The organism is Nocardia sp. NPDC050799 (assembly GCF_040654015.1).
Classification (GTDB): domain Bacteria; phylum Actinomycetota; class Actinomycetes; order Mycobacteriales; family Mycobacteriaceae; genus Nocardia.
Genome location: NZ_JBFAHF010000006.1, coordinates 1 through 18,418 on the forward strand (window position 1 = coordinate 1; position 18,418 = coordinate 18,418).

Here is an 18,418-nt window from a genome sequence, read left to right on the forward strand (position 1 = left end):
CCCGGCGAGTAGCTACTCGCCGGGCCGCGCTCGGGAACGGGCCGGTCTTCCGTCCCGAGCGATGGATCGGGCGCATCCCGATCACGCTCGACCGCGGGCCGGGTGATCTCATCGCTGTGCAGCCACCACGGACGATCTCGGCCGACGCGGCTCAGGAAATCTTGCGGCGGTAGGTGTTCATGGCGAAGAGATAGGCGACGACCAGGATCCCGACGCACCAGCCGAGGGCGATCCAGATGTCGTTGCCAACCGGCTGCTCGGAGAACAGGGCGCGGACGGCGTCGATGATGGAGGTCACCGGCTGGTTCTCGGCGAAGGCGCGAAGCGGACCCGGCATGGTGTCGGTGGGCACGAACGCCGAGCTGATGAACGGTAGGAAGATCAGCGGGTAGGAGAACGCGCTCGCGCCGTCCGGAGTCTTCGCGGACAGGCCGGGGATGACCGCGATCCAGGTCAGCGCCAGAGTGAACAGGACCAATATCCCGGTCACCGAGAGCCACGACAGCACTCCGGCGCCGGAGCGGAAACCCAGGAGCAGGGCGACGAGCACGACGACCACGACAGAGATCAGGTTGGCGACCAGCGAGGTCAGTACATGCGCCCACAGCACCGACGACCGTGCTATCGGCATCGACTGGAATCGCTCGAAGATGCCACTCTTCATATCGAGAAACAGCCGGAAAGCAGTGTAGGAGATACCCGATGCGATCGTGATGAGCAGGATGCCGGGTAGCAGATATTGGACATACGAATCCGACCCCGAGTCGATCGCGCCGCCGAAGACGTAGACGAACAGCAGCATGAACGCGATCGGCATGATCGTGGTCGTGATGATGGTGTCCACGCTACGCGTGATGTGACGCAGGGATCGTCCCAGCAGCAGGGTGGTGTCGGCGAAGAAATGCGTGGTCATCATGGTTTCCTATTTCGTCCGAACCGCGCCGCGGTCATTTCCGGGGGTGCCCTTGTGGTCATCGTCTCCGACGAGAGCGAAGAAGATGTCCTCGAGGCTCGGCTGCTTTTCGATATATTCGACTTCGGCAGGTGGGAGTAGCTGTTTCAGCTCGGCGAGGGTTCCGTTGACGATGATCCGGCCCCGGTGCAGGATCGCGATCCGGTCGGCGAGTTGTTCGGCCTCGTCCAGGTATTGCGTGGTGAGCAGCACCGTCGTGCCGTGCTCGGCGAGTTCTTTCACCGCGTCCCACACCTCGATGCGCGCCTGAGGGTCGAGCCCGGTCGTGGGCTCGTCGAGGAAGATCACCGGCGGGTTCCCGATGAGGCTCATGGCGATATCGAGGCGACGGCGCATACCACCGGAATACGTAGATACCTTCCGGGTGGCCGCGTCGGTCAGTGAGAAACGCTCGAGCAGGTCGTCGGCGACGGTGTCCGCGTTCTTCAGGTGCCGCAATTTGGCGATCAGCACGAGATTCTCCCGGCCGCTGAGAATTTCGTCGACGGCGGCGAACTGTCCGGTGAGGCTGATGGATTCCCGTACGTTGCCCGGTTGCGTGGCGACGTCGAAGCCGTTGACGCCGGCCGTTCCCGCATCGGCTGCGAGCAGGGTGGACAAGATCCGCACAATGGTGGTCTTACCGGCGCCGTTCGAGCCGAGCAGCGCGAAGATGCTGCCCCGTTCGACGTCGAAGTCCACGCCGCGCAGCACCTCCGTCTTGTTGTAGGACTTCTGCAGACCCTGTACGCGGATCGCCGGAGCTTGCTGTGTCGTCATCGAAAGGCCCTACTTTCCTTCTGTGGCGGCGCGCTCGATGGCGCTGTTCAGCCGAGCCCGTTCCCTATTGAGCCAGGATTCCTCCTGGTAGTTCCGCGCGAAGGTCTCGATGAACCCCACCGGGTCGGCTCCCACGACCTCCCGGATCGGGATTTCATCGGCCGCGCTCTGCTCGAACAGATCGATGAGGTCGTCGAACAGCGCGACGCCGCCGCCTCCCGCTCCGCCGTACAGCAGGTACCGCTCGAAAGCCTCGACCGCGGTGCGATAATTCGGGGGCAGCTGCTTGGACCGCGTTTTGTACTGCCGCCACCGCTTCTTGTCGCCCAGGTCGCCGATCACCTTCGAGGCGAGATCCGATATTTCCATGGCTATTTGCCTCCCTTTACACGGAGCTGTTCGATACGTTCAGCGAGGAAGCTCCAGGTCCTCCAGAACTCGTCGAGATATTCCTGTCCTGCGGCGTTGAGGGAATACACCTTCCGCGGGGGGCCCTTCTCCGAGGGAACCTTTTCCACGTCCACGAATCCGCGCTTCTCGATCCTGACCAGCAGGGCGTAAACGGTGCCCTCGGCGATATCGGAGAAACCCTGCTCCCGCAGCCATGCGGTGATCTCATAGCCGTACGCGGGACGGCCGAGCAGAATCGCCAGCACAATGCCCTCCAGCGTTCCTTTGAGCATCTCCGTCTCCTGTTTGCCCATGAACACTCCCTTAGCTACTCAGTGACACTGACTACCACTACATAGTAACACCGAGTAGTAGTTCCGCAAGTCCGCTCGGCCGGCTCACCCACGCGACCACCGGCCGAATCGGCCGAGAGGGCAGACAGATCCGTGCCGATCGACGTACCAAGCGATCGACTCCAACCCGCCAGCTGATCATAAGTAGATGTATACGTACACGCCTGAAGCTGAATATACGTATAGTTGCACGTATACGCAAGATCAAGGTACAAACCATTTCGAAGCCTCGTCGGCGGCATATCGCGCCACCGCCAGGCTCTTCACGACTGTGCCCGGACACCTGGTCGCCCTCGCCGACCGTGGCCCGACGAGCGAGGGCACCGCCGGTAGATGTCAGCGGTTGAGCCAGGACGGCGCGCACGGATTTCCGCACCCTCGATGCCCTGTGCACACCGAGAACAGGGCCGTGGATGACCCGGCCGGATCACCAGTCGCGGCGCTGTCCGACCGGCGACGTCTACGCTGCGCTTGTCGCCGCGTAGACCAGCAACGTCATCATCAGCGCGATGACTCCCAGCACACCGCCTACGAGCGCGTCCTTCCGATTGGTCGCGATACCACGATCGACCCGGTCCCAGCCGATGAAACTCGCTATCACAGCGGCCAACCCGGCCGGTGCCGTGAGAATCTCGCTCGCGAAAGGAACGAAGGCGAACGCGACCGCGAAGATACCGAGCAGCAGTGCCGACAACCCGGCACCATTACGGGCAGGCGGGGTGTCGTCCGGGTCCGGTGCCATATCCGCGAGCCTAGACCGGATCCGTTCATCGATCCCGGCTCATATTGCGGTACCGGAGCGGCGGTTACGGCTCGACCGGCCGCGAGCCGATTTCCCAGAGGAGGACACGTGCTCTCCGGTTCGAAGTGGGCGATGACGGATGACTGGGGGCGGGCCTCCGACAGGCTAGAGGGAGCGCGCGACGCGGTGGGCGGAGGCGATCATCGGTTCCGGCACGACGACGATCACCCGGAGCCGAGATCGTGGCTGTCTACGGTGACGAGCGCGACCGCGGTTCCGGTCGTGGTCTCGGTGATCGAGAACGGTCCGTCACGTAACTGCCGCCGCGATCTAGCTTCTACTCGTGACCGGCACGCAGACCTTCCCGCACCTGCTCGCTCCCGGGACCATCGGCCCGATGTCCCTGGCCAACCGAGTGGTCCTGCCGGCGATGGATATGAACCTCTGCGACGACGGCGAAATAGAGCAGGGCGATATCGATCATTTCGCCGCCCGTGCGGGCGGCGGGACCGGGCCGATCATCACCGGCGCCTGCGCTGTCGCCTACCCGATGGGGTGCGCGAGCACCAAGGAACCCGGTCTCTCCGAGGACCGGTTCCTACCCGGGCCGAAAGCTCTGGCCGACGCCGTCCATCCCGCGGGCAGCGCACTGTGCGTACAGATGTCGCACCACGGCAAGATCGCTCGGATCGACACCGTCCAGGGGCGGCCGCTGCTGGTCCCCTCGGCGCCGGGCGGCCCCTCCGACCTGTCCGCTCTGGCGGACAACACTCCCGACGAGCTGCGGAAGCCGGGGGCCGTCACCGGTGGCAGGCACGCCACCTGTCACGAGGCGACGAAGGACGATACCGACTGGCTGGTGCGCTGCTTCGCCGCGGCCGCCGCGCGGGTGCGCGACGCCGGCGGGGACGCGGTCGAGATCCACGTCGCGCACGGCTATGTACTGGGCGGCTTCTCGAGCCGGGCGGACAACAGGCGCACCGACGGATACGGCGGATCTCTCGAGAACCGGGCGCGCGCGGCAGTGGAGGTGATCCGCGCGGTCGCGGCGGAGGTCGGCGATTCACTCGCGATTCCGGTGCGCGTCGCCGGGCGCGAATTCGGCGAGGATGGCGCGCTGACCACCACCGCCCGGTACGGAAAGGCCCGAATCCGCCGATCACCACCCGGTGATCCCGGTAGACGACACGATCACCGATGAGCACGGCCCGCGGACCGGCGCTCATCTCATCAGGAATTCCGGTTCCGGAGGTCAATTATGTTCATTCACCGCTCGACCCGTCGCTTGTACGCGACGGCCGTCGTAGTCGTCGGCGCGGTCCTGATCACCGTCGCCGGTGGCGGAGCCGGCGTCGCCCCGGCCGTCCCTCCGGTGCCCGGGGGTAAGCTCCTCGGCGCCCGGCCACTGACCACCGTCGCGGCGCTACCGAGTGCCGCGCGAACGGATCTGATCGCCTACACCTCCCACGACGCGCACGGGCGGCCGATCGTCGTATCGGGCACGGTCGCTGTACCCCGGTCGGCCCCGCCCACCGCGGGATGGCCGGTGATCAGCTGGGCGCACGGAACGACGGGGTATGCCGATCTCTGCGCGCCCTCACGGGACACCGACACCGGTCCCGCCCACGACTATCTCGGCCCGGTGACCCAGGTTCTCGACACCTGGATCCAGCATGGATACGCCGTTGTCCAAACCGACTACCAGGGCTTGGGAACACCCGGCGGACATCCGTACATCAACGGGCTCGGCGAAGCGAACACTGTGACCGATATTGTGCAAGCAGCCCGCTCGCTCAATCGTTCGATCGGCACGGCCTGGGTCGCCGCCGGACACAGCCAGGGCGGCCAGGCAGCGTTGTTCACCGCCCAGTACGCCGCGGCCCGGCAGCCGGAGCTCTCCTTGAAAGGCGCCGTCGCCATCGCGCCGGGCGGGATCGGCCTCAGCCGAATGGTCGAGTTCGTCGACAGCGGCCGGCCCGGTGCCGCGGCCGCCGCGGCGTTCCTACCGCTCATCGTGCTGGGCGCGCACGTCGTCCAACCGGCGATCGACCCCGGCAAGCTGTTCACACCGGCCGCACAGCCGATGCTGCACGCGGCACACACCGGTTGCGTGGCGCAGATTCGCGAAGTTCCACCGATCCCGGCCACCGAGATCTTCGAACCCGATGCCGACTTCGGCCCCCTGACCCGGTACCTGGAAGAACAAGACCCGTCCGTCACCGCGCCCGCGGTGCCGGTGATGATCGCCCAGGGCAGCACGGACACGCTGGTCACCCGGCCGAGTACGGACACACTCGTCGACGCGCTCTGCGGCAAGGGGGCGACGGTCGACTACCGGATCTACGACGGCCAGGACCACCGGGCCACCGTCCCCAGCTCACTGGCCGACGCACAGCGATTCGTGGCCGCGGCACTGTCGGGAGAACCCGCCACCGACACCTGCGCGACTCCATGAGCGCGGCGATCCCCGCACTCCCCGATCGGAATCGACAGAGTCGCCGACGTATGCATGCGGCCGAGGCCGTGTGGGTGAGAGTCGGCACGAACCACCAGGAGGACCACCCCGCCCGAGAGCGCCCCGAGCCCGCAAGGTGGACATGCCCCGGAGGGTCGCGACAGCCCGCCGTCGGCGGCCCCTCAAAGAGCGGGCGCGTTTCTCCGACTGCGACCACTGCCCTGTGACCACCGAGGACACCGCGATTCGGCTGTTCGAACCGGCGGGCACGATGAAAACCGGCGAATTCGAAGGCCTCTGACCAGGGCAACCGAGGACCGCGGCGGACCGAGGACCCGAAAGGGCATTCCCCCATCCGATCCAACCCTCCACGGCGCTCAGTTACGTCACTGTGACCAGGCGAAGATCGATCAGTTGCGCGCCCAACCGCTGATGGCCGGAACCACAGCCGTCCGCCAGGACAACATCATCGCCCTGCCCTACGCCGCGCTCGCCGGAAGCCCGCGTAAACCCCGAGCGGTGATCACAGTCGCCGACTTCCTCCGTTCCAAGGGCTACTGACCCGGATCGAAATCATCGTGTGACGCCCCGCCCACCCCCTGCGCTCGCCGTAGTCGACGCGGACGAGAGCCGAGAGCCGCACCACATCTGTGCCTGTCGCGGAACCGCCGGCCTCGTCCAGACGACTACCGATCGGCAGTGAACGGACCGGACGCTCGGCGGACCGCGGAGAGACAGGATGGGGCATCGAAATGATCTCGGCGCGGACAGTGTGGGTCGGTACGGCGGCACTCGCGGTGTCCGCGGTGGCCGGTGCCGCGATAGCGGCCGGAGAAATGCCCTATACCGCGGCGGGTACCGCCTTCCCGGGCCTCGCCCAGGCGATCTGCTACACCGTGCTGCGGGCGCTCGCCATGGTGGCCGGCGCGGTCGCGCTGGGCGCGCTGGTGTACACCGTGTGCTGCACCGATACCACCGGCCGCGGACGGGTCGGCGTGGACGGGTACGCAGGACTCCGGGTCGTCGAACACGCCGCCACGGTATGGGCGGTGGCGGCGGTAGCCCTGGTCCCGGTCACAGCGGCGGATATCGCTGGTTCCACGACTCCGGCGTTGTTGCGCGACGGCACCCTGGGCCCGCTGCTGGAGGCGAGCGAGAAGCCCAAGGCATGGGTGGTCGTCGCGCTCCTCGCCGCCGGGGTCGCGCTGATCGCCCGGCTGTCCCTGTCCTGGCTCGGCGCGGTGACGGCGCTGTTGTGCGCCGCGATCGGGATACTGCCGCCGGTGGTCGTGGGCAATGCCGGCGAAGGACCCGGCCACGACTACGCGACCGGGGCGGTGCTGCTCTTCCAACCGGCTCTCTCGGTGTGCTGCGGCGTGCTGTGGTGCGCCGGAGCACATCTGCGACGCAACGGCGCGCACTGTGCGACCGTGATCCGGCGGGTCCGGATGCTCACCGGTCTGTGCCTGGCGGTCGCCGCGCTCACCGGCGGGCCGCTGATCGCGCTGCTGCTGCCGCCGGATCTGCTGCTGGCCACCGGTTATGGGCGGCTCGTGTTCGGCGCGGCGGTCTGCGGCGGTCTCGCCGCCGCGCTCGTGTGGCAGGCCGGCCGGATGCGGGCACGTGCCGCGACGCTGTTCACGATGGCCGGAGCCGCGGCACTGCTCGCGGTGGCGTTGCCGGCCGCCGCGGGAGTGCGGCCGGCGCCGGCGTTCGCGGGCCGCCGATTCAGCGCGCACGAGGCCTTCATCGGCTTCGATATCGTGGCTCCGCCGACCGCGTGGCAGCTGCTCACCTTCTGGCGGTTCGATATCGTCCTCGGCGGCGCGGCGCTGGCCGGGATCGCGCTCTACGCGGTGGGTGTCGTGCGGTTACGCCGCCGGGGTGACGCCTGGTCGGCACGACGCACTTTCTCCTGGGTCCTGGGTTGCCTGAGCCTGCTCGTGGCGACCTCGTCGGGTATCGGCGCGTACGGGTACGCGATGTTCAGCCTGCACATGATCACCCATATGGCGTTGAACATGGTTGTACCGGTGCTGCTGGTACTGGGCGCGCCGATGACGCTGCTGCTGCGGGTGGTACCGGCGGCGGGCAGCGGCGAATTACGCGGGTTGCGTGAAGGGTTGCTCGAGGTGCTGCATTCCCGGGCGAGCGCTGTCCTGGCACATCCGGGCTTCTCCATTCCCGTGTTCGTGGTGACGTTGTACGGGCTGTACTTCACCTCGCTTTTCGAGAATCTGATCAGCTATCACTGGGGGCACGTGCTGATGAACGTGCACTTCCTGATCGTCGGTTACCTGTTCTATTGGGCCATCATCGGTATCGACCCCGGTCCGCATCGGCTCCCACATCTCGGGCGGCTCGGCATGCTGTTCGCGATCATGCCTTTCCACGCGTTCTTCGGCGTGGTCGTGATGTCGACCGCGTCGGTCATCGGCGGCCGTTTCTACACGAACCTGCAATTGCCGTGGGGTATCGATCTGTCCGCGGATCAGCACGCGGGCGGCGGTATCGCCTGGGTGGCCGGGGAGGTCCCAGTACTGATCGTGGTCGGCGCCCTGCTGACCCAGTGGGTCGCCCAGGACCGGCGGACCGCCGTACGTACCGACCGGAAGGACGAGACGTACGGCGATTCCGACCTCGCGGCCTACAACGCGATGCTGGCGGAGCTGGCCCGTTCACGCAGCTGACTCAGCGGCCCTCCGCGCGTTCGTACTCGACCGGTGCCGGCGCAACCGCAAACTGTTGGTGACCACGAAGAACGACGAGAAGGCCATCGCCGCCCCGGCGATCAGCGGGTTGAGCCAGCCCAGCGCGGCGACCGGGATCGCGACGACGTTGTAGCCGAACGCCCACACCAGATTCGCCCGGATGGTGCGCAAGGTGGCGTGCGCAAGTTCGACGGCGTCGGGCACCGTGTGCAGGTCGGGCCGCACCAGGATCACGTCGGCGGCCGCGAGGGCGACATCGGTGCCGGTGCCGATAGCCAGTCCGAGGTCCGCCGTGGCCAGCGCGGCGCCGTCGTTGATGCCGTCACCGACCATGGCCACCCGGTGCCCGGCCGCCCGCAACTGCGCGATCCGATCCACCTTGTCCTGTGGCAGCAGTTCGGCGAACACCTCTCCGACGCCCACTTCGTCGGCGACGGCCTGTGCGGCGAAAGTATTGTCTCCGGTGAGCATGACGGTCCGCAGGCCCAACCGGTGGAGCCGGGCGACGGCGGCGGTCGCCGACTCCTTGACCGTGTCGGCGACCGCGATCACCGCCACAACGGTTTCGTCCACGGCGACGAACACCGCTGTGCGTCCGGCCCGGGCGTGCCGGTCGAGGTCGGCGGCCAGCGCCGCCGGCGGCACACAGCCGAACTCGGCCATCAGTCGAGGACGCCCGACGAGGACCTCCCGGCCCTCGACGCGCCCCTGGGCCCCGAGGCCGGGAAGCGCCGCGAATGCTTCGGTAGCCGGGAGTTCCCCCGCCCGCCGCGCGGCCTGTGTCACCGCCGCCGCGACGGCGTGCTCCGACGCGGCTTCCACCGCGCCGGCCAGCCGCAACGCCGCCGCCGCGTCGATTCCCGTGGCGGTGACGCCGACCACGCGCATCGAACCGTTGGTGACGGTCCCGGTCTTGTCGAAAACGACCACGTCCACATCCCGTGTTGCTTCGAGCGCCCGGTGGCCCTTGATGAAGATGCCCGCCCGGGCGCCGCGGCCCGAGGCCACCATCAGTGCTGTCGGGATGGCCAGGCCGAGTGCGCACGGGCAGGCCACCACCAGCACCGCGATCGCCGCCGCACCCGCCGCGTCGGCCCCGTGGCCGAGCAGCAGCCACGACACGAAGGTGGCAGCGGCGGTCACGAAGACAAACGGGACGAACACCGCGGAGACCTGGTCCGCGACACGCTGCATCCGCGCCTTGCCCTGTTGTGCCTCGTCCACCAGCCGGATCATCGCCGACAGTGCGGTATCCGGGCCCACCGCCGTCGCCTCCACGACAATGCGCCCGGTCAGCGATACGGTGCCGCCGGTCACCCGGTCGCCGGCGGCGATCTCGACCGGTAGCGATTCGCCGGTCATCGCACCGGCATCGAGGCTGGTGGCCCCGCCGATCACTGTGCCGTCGGCGGCGACCGTCTCCCCGGGCCGGACGAGAAACCGCTGGCCCGTGTTCAATTCGGAGACCGGCACGGTGATCTCACGTCCGTCCCGGGTGAGGACGGTGACCTCGTGGGCCGCCAGTGCGGCCAGCGCCCGCAACGCACCACCGGCGGCGCGTTTGGCCTTGGCCTCGAAGTAGCGACCCGCCAGGACGAAGGTGGTGATACCCGCGGCCACCTCGAGATAGATCGAATCGCTGGACCAGATCGCCGCCCAGACACCGTCCGGGGTTTCGGTGCGGGCGGGACTCAGGTACATGGTGTGCAGCGACCACAGAGTCGCGGTGAGCACACCGACGGAGACGAGTGTGTCCATGCTCGCCGCGCGATGCCGGGCGTTGGTGAACGCGCGCCGATGGAACGGCGCGGCCGCCCACAGCACCACCGGGAGCGCCAGGACGGTGAGCAGCAGCTGCCACCCGTCGAAACGAACGCTCGGAATGAACGCGAACATGACCGACAGATCGGCCAGCGGGAAGAATGCCAGCAGCGCGACGAACAATCGCCGGCGTAGATCCGTCACCTCCGTCTCCTCGGCGGCCGTTTCGGCGAAAGCGGGACGCTCCGGCGGGGTCGGCTCGGCGGAGTACCCGGCGGCAACCACCTCTTCGCACAGCTGGGCCGGGGTGATCACCGGGTCGGCATCGACGGTCGCCGTACCGGTCGCGTAGTTGACGGCCGCGGTGACACCGTCGATCTTGTTGAGCCGGCGCTCCACCCGGGCGGCGCAGGCCGCGCAGCTCATGCCGCCGACAGTGAGGCGGATCCGGGCGCTGCGCTCGGGCGCGAGGATGTCCGGTAGGGCCGGCATCACCGCGCCGTTCCACAGAGACGGCACGGGCCGGGCAACGGACGGATGATCGGTGATTTCGGCACGATCGAGCAGTCGGACGACGGGAGCGCACGGTTCCCGGCCACCGGGGTGATCCCGGCGACAGCACGCGATCCGGTGATGTGAGAATCGGCGCGTGGATTGCTCGGTGGCACAGGAATCGCTGTCCGCTCGGCTCGCCGTGTGCGCGCCTCACCTCGCCCGCGGGTAGCGGGGCCCCGGGCCGCTCATCCGATACGCAGCCCGAGGAGCTCGACTACTTCGGCGGCGCTACGTGCGGGCAGGGGTGCCGCGTGGTCGGACGCCCAGTCACGGTCGAAACCGGCGAGCTGGATATCGCACCAGCGGAGCACGGCGGTCCGGTGCGGTACGGGCAGTGCCCCGGAGGCCGCGACCAGCCCACGCCAGCGGTCCAGGGGGACGGACCCGGCCGTGGTGAGCGCGCCGAGCACCTCGGCGAACCCCACCGGTTCCGGCCCGAAGAGGTCGAGAATGCGGGGCGAGCGGGTGGAACGCGCGGGAGTCGGAGCGGTCACCAGACGGGCGACATCGTCGGCGCGGACCATCGGCTCGCGCAGTGCGGTCCGCGGCACCGCACCCACGGCCGCGGCGGCCGCGGCCAGCGCGTGCAGGAAGTCCCCGCGCGCGCCCCGGCTATCCGCCGGATGCGGCAGTATCCGGCCCGGGCGCGCGATGGTGGCCGCGATACCGAACTCGTGCGCGGCCGTCGCGAGCAGATGTTCGGCGACCGACTTGCTTTGCGCGTAGCCGGTGGGCAGCGTGGACGGTTCCCCGAGTCCCCCGCGCGGCCCGGCGGCGGTGGCAGTGGACACCAGGGTGAGCGCAGCCCCGGTCCGGTACGCGAGGCGCAACAGCGCGGCGGTGGACTCCACATTGGCCGGCCGCAGTCCGCTGTAGGCCTGGACCGCGTTGATCTCGGCCGCGCTGTGCACGATCCGGCTCGGCGCGGGGAACGAGGCCGCGCCCGCGGCGAATTCGGCAAGCGGCGTTGTCACGACGCGCACGCGTCCCGATTCCCACGCGGCATCGAAGATTTCCGCAGCGACGACAGCTGTGCAGGCGGTGCGCAACCGGTGGCGGGCGTGCTCGGGATCCCCGGCGCGCACCGGCACCACCACATCGTCCTCGGTGGCGTTCAGGAGTTCCGCGAGCAGATAGGCGCCCAGGAACCCGGTTCCGCCGGTCAGCAGTACCGGGCCGGCGGTTGCGGGTGTGGGCGCCGCGGCGGTGCCGCCCACCCGCAGAGCAGCATGTTCACCGGCGGAATGCACCCGCAGAGCGCCACGTGCACCGGCGAGGCCCGCCCGCGGAACGCCACGTGCACCGGCAAGATCGACCCGCAGCTCGCTGCGCTCACCGGCAAGATCCACTCGCAGGGCGGCTTCCGCGGCAAGATCCGCCCGCAGACCAGCACGTTCGGCGGTGAGATCCGGGCCGTCGCGCCGACCGCGGCCCGCCGGTGCGGCCAGTGCCGCCGCGGTGGGCCGGGCGAGCACATCGTCGACCTCCACCGGGACTCCGAGCGCCACAGTGAGCCGGTTCGCCAAGGCGATGGTCTGCATACTGGTGCCGCCCGCCGCGAAGAAATCGTCGGCCGCGGTCAGATCGTCGCGGCCCAGGATCTCGGCGAATACCGCCAGCACCCGCGCGGCGGTATCACCCGGCGCCGGGTCGTCCCCGGCACTCCCGGACCGGTCCGCTTTCAGGTTGCGGGTGCGCGGTAGCTGCTCGACCACGCGCACCCGCGCCGGAACCCAGGCCGGCGGCAGCCGCTCGGCCAGCCGCCGCCGCACCGCGGCGCACCAGTCCGGCGACCGGGGCGCGGTCACGGTGACCAGCGCGTGCAGGGCGAACTCACCGTGCCGGGTGATCACGGCGTCCCGGATGCCCGGCTCGCGGCGCAGCAGGTCTTCGATCGCGCGCACGCCGACCCGCTGTCCGCCGACCTTCACCGTGCCGTCGACCCGCTCGACGAATTCGAGTGTGCCGTTGTCGAGTACGCGGACCCGGTCGCCGGTGCCGAAGGCACGCACGGTGGTCCCGGCGACCGTGATCTCGCGGAATCCGTCGCCCGGCGGCAGATAGCCGTCGGCCAGTGCCGGCCCGTAGAGATACAGCAGCCCGCAACCGGGGTCCGGGTCGGCGGCGAGCATGTCCACCGCCAGCGCGGCACCAATACCGGGGAAGAGTGTGCCCAGCGGGACCGGTGGCGCCGAACCCGGGACGAGTGCGGTGCTCGCGCAGACGATCGCCGCCTCGCTCGGACCGTAGCTGTTGTGCAGCGGCGGTCCGCCGCGGGCGTGCCAGCGCGATACCAGTTCCGGTGACGCCTCCTCTCCGCCGATCACCACGAGCCGCACCGACGGTGGGATGGCGAACGTGCCCACGTCCACTGCCACCGCCAGTTCGTGCCAGATCGCGGTGGGCAGGTCCAGGACGGTGGCGCCGGTGCGGCCGGCCAGCGCGAGCAGGGCGGCCGGTGAACTGCGGTCGGTGGCGCGGGTGGCCACCATCGCGCCGCCCGCGGCCAAGGTCACGAAGATCTCCTCCACGCTGGTGTCGGCGTGCAGTGGCCCGAACTGCACCACTCGGTCTCCCGGCCCCCAGCGGTAGCGCCGGACCGCGTCGGTGACGAAAACGGCCAGGGCGCCACCGCCGACCCGGACGGCCTTGGGCCGGCCCGTCGAGCCCGAGGTGAGCACCGCATAGCCCGCGCCGGGCGGCAATGAGTAACCGGTGAGCTGCCGCGGCGTAGCGCTTTCCGGTGCCGGGACAACAGCAGGGACCCCGGGCGCCACCTCGGCCGCCAGTGCGGCGAATCGGCCGTCGTGCACCAGCACCGACGGTTCGAGCGCGGTGAGCAGTTCTCGTAATTCGGTCTCCGGAAGCGTGGAATCCAGCGCGGCGTGGGCCGCGCCCGCGACCGCGATACCCAGCATAGTGACGATATCGTCGGGTTCGCCACCCGGGACGACGGCGACCAGATCGCCGGGTGCCACGCCGTGGCCGGTCAATACGCGCGCCCGGGCCAGCGCGGCGGCCAGCAGTTCACCGCGCGTCACGAGGTGGTCACCGTCGATCAGTGCCGGAGCGTCCGGATCGGATCGGACGTGCCGGGCGAACAGCTCCAGCGGATGATCCGGGAGCGCCGCCGCGGGGGACTGTAGTAGCACGTAGTCGATTCCGAGATCGGCGACCTTCTGCCCCGCTCCCGTCGCCACCGCCTCGATCATCCGGACCACAGCGTCGGCGTGGGCGTCGAGTTGCACCGCGCTGTAGCGTCCAGGGTGCGCGTCGACGATCAGTTCCGCACTGCCGCCGCGCAGGTACACATTGATCGACAGATCCTCGACCGGACCCGCGCTCAGGTTCCGTGCCGTCGTCTCGACACCGGGCAGACCGAATTCATAATCGAACGGCATGATGTTGACGATGGGCCCGAGTAGGCTGCGGCCGGCGCCGAGCAGCCCGAGTTCGGCACGCAGTCGTTCGTGCCGGTATCGCGAATGCCTCCGGGCGGCGCGCAGGGACCGCCCGATCCCTCCCGCCAGCTCGGCCACGGTCTCGGCCGGATCGTTGCGAACCGGTACGGCGACCGCGTTGAGCACCATGGTGGGCACCGTGGCGGCGACCGACCCGATCCGGTTCATCATCGGCACACCGAGCACTATCTCGCGTTCGGCGAGGTGACGGCCGAGGTGGATCGCCACCGCGGCCAATATCGACTCCCCCACCCCGTAGCGGGCACCCGCCGGTGGCCGCCACCGCGGCAGCGCGCGCCGGGTCCGCAGCCGTTCGGCGACCGGAGGCAGCGGTTCGGTCGACGGGGTGGGCGCGCTGCGGTGCGGCAGCGCCGATCGCCAATATGCGCCGTCGGCGTCGTGCCGCGCCGACTCGGTATAGGCCCGATCCTCGGCGATCACCTCGTCGAGTCCGCGTTCGGGCGGCGGCACCGGGGAGCCGCCACACAGCGCCCGATAGTGTTCGGCGACCCGGCGGGCACACTGGGCGAAACCGTAACCGTCGAGGGCCACGTGGTGGGCCCGGTGGTACCACAGCAGTGTCCCCGGGCCGGTGATCAGTACCAGATGCGCGGCGGTGACACCGGCGTAGGGATCACACGGTTTTCGCAGATCCGCCTCCATCCGCGCCCGCGCCGCTTCCTCCGGTGCGGGTTCCTCGGAGAGGTCGGTGACTGTCACCGGTACCCGGTCCGCCGGGTCGATGACCTGTCGCGGCCCCGAATCGGTGTGGATCAGGCGGATACGCTGCGCTTCGGTGTCGGTGATCATGCCGCGGACGGCGGCGGCCCACAGGTGCGGCTCGACCGGCCCGCGCACCGTCAGGTATTCGGCCAGGGTGAACGCCCGCCGCTGCGGCCAGAGGCGCAGCGCATCGGTTATGCCGCGCTGTGCCGCGGTGAGCGCACGCCCCGGCGGTGCCGTCACAGGCCCAAACGCGTGCACCATGCGCCGAGCACCGGTTCTTCGGCCAGTCCGGCGAAATCTATCCGCGCGCCGGCGGCACGCCAGCGCTCGACCAAGGTGGTGAGCCGCAGCGAATCCAGTCCGAGATCCGCCAGATCGGTGTCGGCGGTCAGTTCGGCCGGTTGCACGAACAACATTTCCGCGAGGTCGTCGATCACCCGCTGCCGATCGAGCCGCGACCCGCCGCGGCCCGACGCCTCAGTTGACGCGTCGATCACGATCGGCCAGAACCGTTCACGCAGTTCGCGGCGCAGGATCTTGCCGCTGGGGGTGCGCGGGATCGCCTCGACGAAGTCGTAGCGCGAGGGCACCTTGAACCCGGCCAGCCGTCCGGTCAGGAACAGCATCAGGTCCCGCCTGGTGAGCCCGGTGCCGGGTCGTGCGACAACGAAGGCGTGCACCCGCTCACCCCAGCGGTCGTCCGGTGCGCCGACCACCGCGCATTCGTGCACATCCGGGTGCGCATCGATGGCCTTCTCCACCTCCGCCGGGTAGACGTTCTCGCCCGCGACGATGATCAGATCCTCGACCCGGTCGCGGATGACGAGATACCCCTCGTCGTCGAGATATCCGGCGTCGCCGGTACGCACCCAGCCGTCCTCGGTCACCGTGGCCGCGGTGGCCGCCGGGTCGGCGAAGTACTCCACCATCCGAGCCGGACTGTGCACCAGCACCTCACCGGATTCGCCCGGAGTGGCGGCCGTCCCGTCAGGACGCCGGATCTGTATGCCGACGCCCGGGTACGGCCGACCGGCCGCATGCCGCAGCCGGCGGCCCGGCCGGTGGTCCTCGGGTGGCAGGCAGATCGCGGTGTTGCCGGTCTCGGTGAGCCCGTATATCTGGGCGAAATCGCATCCGAAGGTGTCCACCGCGCGGGCGAGCAGGTCCGGGCCGATCGGCGATCCGCCGTAGACGATTTTGCGCAGCGACGCGAAATCCGCCGGGCCGGTGCCCGGCTCGGACAGCATGAGCAGCAGCATCGCGGGGACGAAACAGGAGGTGGTGACGCCGTGGTCGCGGACCGCGGCGACGGCGGCCGCGGCGGTGAACGCCGGCAGCACGACGGTGGCCACGCCGGAGTTCAAGCCTTGGACGGCCCACCACATTCCACCGATATGGAAGGACGGGAGCGCGGCCAGGCTCACGTCCCCGTCGCGCCAATCGATCCAGTCCAGCCCGGCCTCGTCGAGCAGCGAACGGACCGCGAAGAACGTCCGGTGCGCCAGCACCACGCCTTTCGGCCGCCCGGTCGTGCCGCTGGTGTACATCTGCACGACCGGGGTATCGGCGGTCGCCGGGAACGGTTCCGAGACCGTGCCGCGGGCCCCGTCCCGCCACTTCGGATAGCCCGGCAAGTCCACCACCGTGGCGGGATACGCGCCGAGCCGGTCGGGCATATCGGTGACCACGAGCCGCGCTGCGCTGTGTTCGAGGATGTAGCCGATCTCCGCGGCGGCCAGTCGCTGGTTCACGGGCACGAGGACCGCCCCGATGCGGGCGCAACCGAACAGCAGTTCGTAGACCGCGATCGTGTCCTGCGCCAGATAGAGCACGCGATCACCCGCGTCGACACCCGCCGACCGCAGGGCACACCCGACGGCCGCCGAGCGGTCTTCGAGTTCGGCGTAGTCCACCGTGCCGGAAGAATCGATGAGCGCCGGCTGCTGTGCTCTGGGGACGGCGTGGTGCGCCAACGCCGTCACCAGAGTGTGCGGGCCCCTCATCGGGTCGCACCGGCCGCCGGGTGCCCGGGTGGGTCCAGCAGCACGATCTCGATATCGCCGACGGCGCTGCCGCCGGCCGAGTCGGCGAATTCCACACCGGTCTGCACCGCGTACAGCGGTCGCGACCGGTTCCGGAACGTGACCTCTCCGATAGTCAGTTCCGCAGTGTAGGAACGGGAGTCGATCGGTCGGCGGTACCGGCTGTCGAACGTGCTGATCAGCACCGACGGCAGTTGCCTGGCCCAGTAGTCGTCCATCGACCAGTCCGCCAGCTCGGGGATCAGCCGGTCGCGGATGGCGACGGCCAGGGCGTAGTAGACCAACTGGTTGTAGGAGATCGTGAACTCCACGGCGTTGAAATGACCGGTGTCCTCGATATAGCAGCTCCGGTCGATCGCGAACTCGCCCACCCCGACCACGGATTCGCCGCGCCGCACGGCATGCGCGCGCTCGAGGTAGACCGTGCCCTTGCGCGCGTACGGACGCACGGCCCGGGCCAGCAGCGCGATATCGTCCGCCGTCGCGTCGGAGACGGCCACGGCGGTCGCCGGGTCGGTGGCGGTCATACGGCTTCCTCACTGGTGAGCGGAAATTCGTCGAGTACGGTCACCCGATAGGACTCGGTGCGGTCGTTACCGGGGTTGTGCAGGGCACGGTGGATGAGCGTGCGGTTGTCCCAGAGCACGAGATCACCGGGTTCATAGGACTGGAGGAAGATATTGGGGTGGGAACAGCTGTCGTCGAGCTGCCCCGATTCGGCCAGCAGATCCGAGAGCAGGGTGCCGGGTAACGCCTTGCCCGAGCCGTCTTCGATCGCATAGGTGAACGCCTCGGAGAGGTAGAGCAGGCGCTCGCCCGTCACCGGATGCCGTAACACGGTCGGGTGCCGCTGCGGCGGTGTCCGACGTTCGACCTCCGCGATCACCTCACCCAGCGGGCGGAACACATCGCCCGGACGGATCTTGACGTAGCGGCGCGCACTGTGGCGGCAGTAGGTGTTCTCGATCGCGGTACGCAACCGTGGGCTCAGGCGCCCGTACGCCCGAGCCATATCGATGAAGTAGGTGCCGCGGCCGGCGGCCGGTAATCGCTGCGGATAGAAGCACGTGACCGCGAACGGTTCCGGCATGAACTGATAGTCCGAATGCCAGAACGCGCCGGTTTTCGGTACGCCCACCCGGCCGGTGTCGCGGTCGACGTTCGACGAGACGAAGACGTATTCGCTGTCGGGATGGTGGTACATGGGCTCGTAATAGGCGACCGGGGTCCCGAAAGCCGCTCCGAGCGCGACGAACTCCGCGACGCCGAGCGCCTGTTGCGTGAGAACGACGATCTTGTCGTGGTAGAGGTGGCGCCGTAGTAGCGCTACCTCGTCCGCGGTGGCTGCCACCGCCGAGAAATCGCGCACTTCGATACCACGACCGCCCCCGGTCCGGGTGTCGATCCTCATATGTCCTCTGTCCAGCTGTGCGGTTACGGAACTGCGCCCCTATGACCGCGGGTGGTGAATGGAGCCGACGAGCCGCCCC

General features: G+C 69.0%; 12 protein-coding genes and 2 pseudogenes. 4 read left to right on the forward strand and 10 right to left on the reverse strand.

Features of this window, described 5'->3' with window-relative positions:
• Positions 1-151: 151 nt before the first annotated feature.
• The 5 genes from AB0H42_RS08285 to AB0H42_RS08305 form a co-directional block, all read right to left on the reverse strand.
• Positions 152-913, reverse strand: a complete 762-nt coding sequence (locus tag AB0H42_RS08285) for an ABC transporter permease (protein ID WP_357051706.1) — start codon at positions 911-913, stop codon at positions 152-154.
• A 9-nt stretch (positions 914-922) separates the two neighbouring features.
• Positions 923-1,732 (reverse strand): ATP-binding cassette domain-containing protein, encoded by an 810-nt coding sequence (locus AB0H42_RS08290; RefSeq protein ID WP_357051708.1) that lies wholly within the window; start codon positions 1,730-1,732, stop codon positions 923-925.
• A 9-nt stretch (positions 1,733-1,741) separates the two neighbouring features.
• Entirely contained in the window at positions 1,742-2,101 is a 360-nt protein-coding gene (locus AB0H42_RS08295; RefSeq protein WP_357051711.1) for a DUF1048 domain-containing protein, read from the reverse strand.
• Positions 2,102-2,103: 2 nt separating this feature from the next.
• Positions 2,104-2,436 carry a PadR family transcriptional regulator gene (locus AB0H42_RS08300; protein WP_039822337.1) on the reverse strand — a complete coding sequence of 111 codons (333 nt, stop codon included), beginning with the start codon at positions 2,434-2,436 and terminating at the stop codon, positions 2,104-2,106.
• Positions 2,437-2,935: 499 nt separating this feature from the next.
• Complete coding sequence (locus tag AB0H42_RS08305; RefSeq protein WP_357051714.1) at positions 2,936-3,217, reverse strand: hypothetical protein; 282 nt, start codon at positions 3,215-3,217, stop codon at positions 2,936-2,938.
• A 343-nt stretch (positions 3,218-3,560) separates the two neighbouring features.
• On the opposite strand from AB0H42_RS08305, the pseudogene AB0H42_RS08310 reads away from it, so the two are divergent.
• The 4 genes and pseudogenes from AB0H42_RS08310 to AB0H42_RS08325 all read left to right on the forward strand — a co-directional run.
• Positions 3,561-4,325: pseudogene (locus AB0H42_RS08310) on the forward strand (oxidoreductase); the annotation flags it as partial.
• A 150-nt stretch (positions 4,326-4,475) separates the two neighbouring features.
• Positions 4,476-5,672 carry a lipase family protein gene (locus AB0H42_RS08315; protein WP_357051717.1) on the forward strand — a complete coding sequence of 399 codons (1,197 nt, stop codon included), beginning with the start codon at positions 4,476-4,478 and terminating at the stop codon, positions 5,670-5,672.
• A gap of 396 nt (positions 5,673-6,068) precedes the next feature.
• Positions 6,069-6,233: pseudogene (locus AB0H42_RS08320) on the forward strand (iron transporter); the annotation flags it as partial.
• Between the two features lie 191 nt (positions 6,234-6,424).
• Entirely contained in the window at positions 6,425-8,362 is a 1,938-nt protein-coding gene (locus tag AB0H42_RS08325; protein ID WP_357051721.1) for a cytochrome c oxidase assembly protein, read from the forward strand.
• Here the strand turns inward: AB0H42_RS08325 and AB0H42_RS08330 are convergent.
• The 5 genes from AB0H42_RS08330 to AB0H42_RS08350 all read right to left on the reverse strand — a co-directional run bounded on the left by AB0H42_RS08330 (position 8,351) and on the right by AB0H42_RS08350 (position 18,339).
• The gene (locus tag AB0H42_RS08330) at positions 8,351-10,636 is read right to left on the reverse strand and encodes a heavy metal translocating P-type ATPase (protein WP_357051724.1); all 2,286 of its coding nucleotides are present in this window, start codon (positions 10,634-10,636) and stop codon (positions 8,351-8,353) included. The genes AB0H42_RS08325 and AB0H42_RS08330 overlap by 12 nt on opposite strands.
• Positions 10,637-10,884: 248 nt before the next feature.
• A complete protein-coding gene (locus AB0H42_RS08335; protein ID WP_357051727.1) occupies positions 10,885-15,126 on the reverse strand; it encodes an AMP-binding protein in 4,242 nt (1,413 codons plus the stop codon).
• The gene (locus tag AB0H42_RS08340; protein ID WP_357051728.1) at positions 15,123-16,889 is read right to left on the reverse strand and encodes an AMP-binding protein; all 1,767 of its coding nucleotides are present in this window, start codon (positions 16,887-16,889) and stop codon (positions 15,123-15,125) included. Before AB0H42_RS08340 ends, AB0H42_RS08335 begins: the two co-directional genes overlap by 4 nt.
• Entirely contained in the window at positions 16,886-17,455 is a 570-nt protein-coding gene (locus tag AB0H42_RS08345; RefSeq protein ID WP_357051731.1) for an FcoT family thioesterase, read from the reverse strand. Before AB0H42_RS08345 ends, AB0H42_RS08340 begins: the two co-directional genes overlap by 4 nt.
• Complete coding sequence (locus AB0H42_RS08350; protein ID WP_357051734.1) at positions 17,452-18,339, reverse strand: TauD/TfdA family dioxygenase; 888 nt, start codon at positions 18,337-18,339, stop codon at positions 17,452-17,454. The genes AB0H42_RS08345 and AB0H42_RS08350 overlap by 4 nt, the downstream gene beginning before the upstream one ends.
• Positions 18,340-18,418 lie beyond the last annotated feature (79 nt).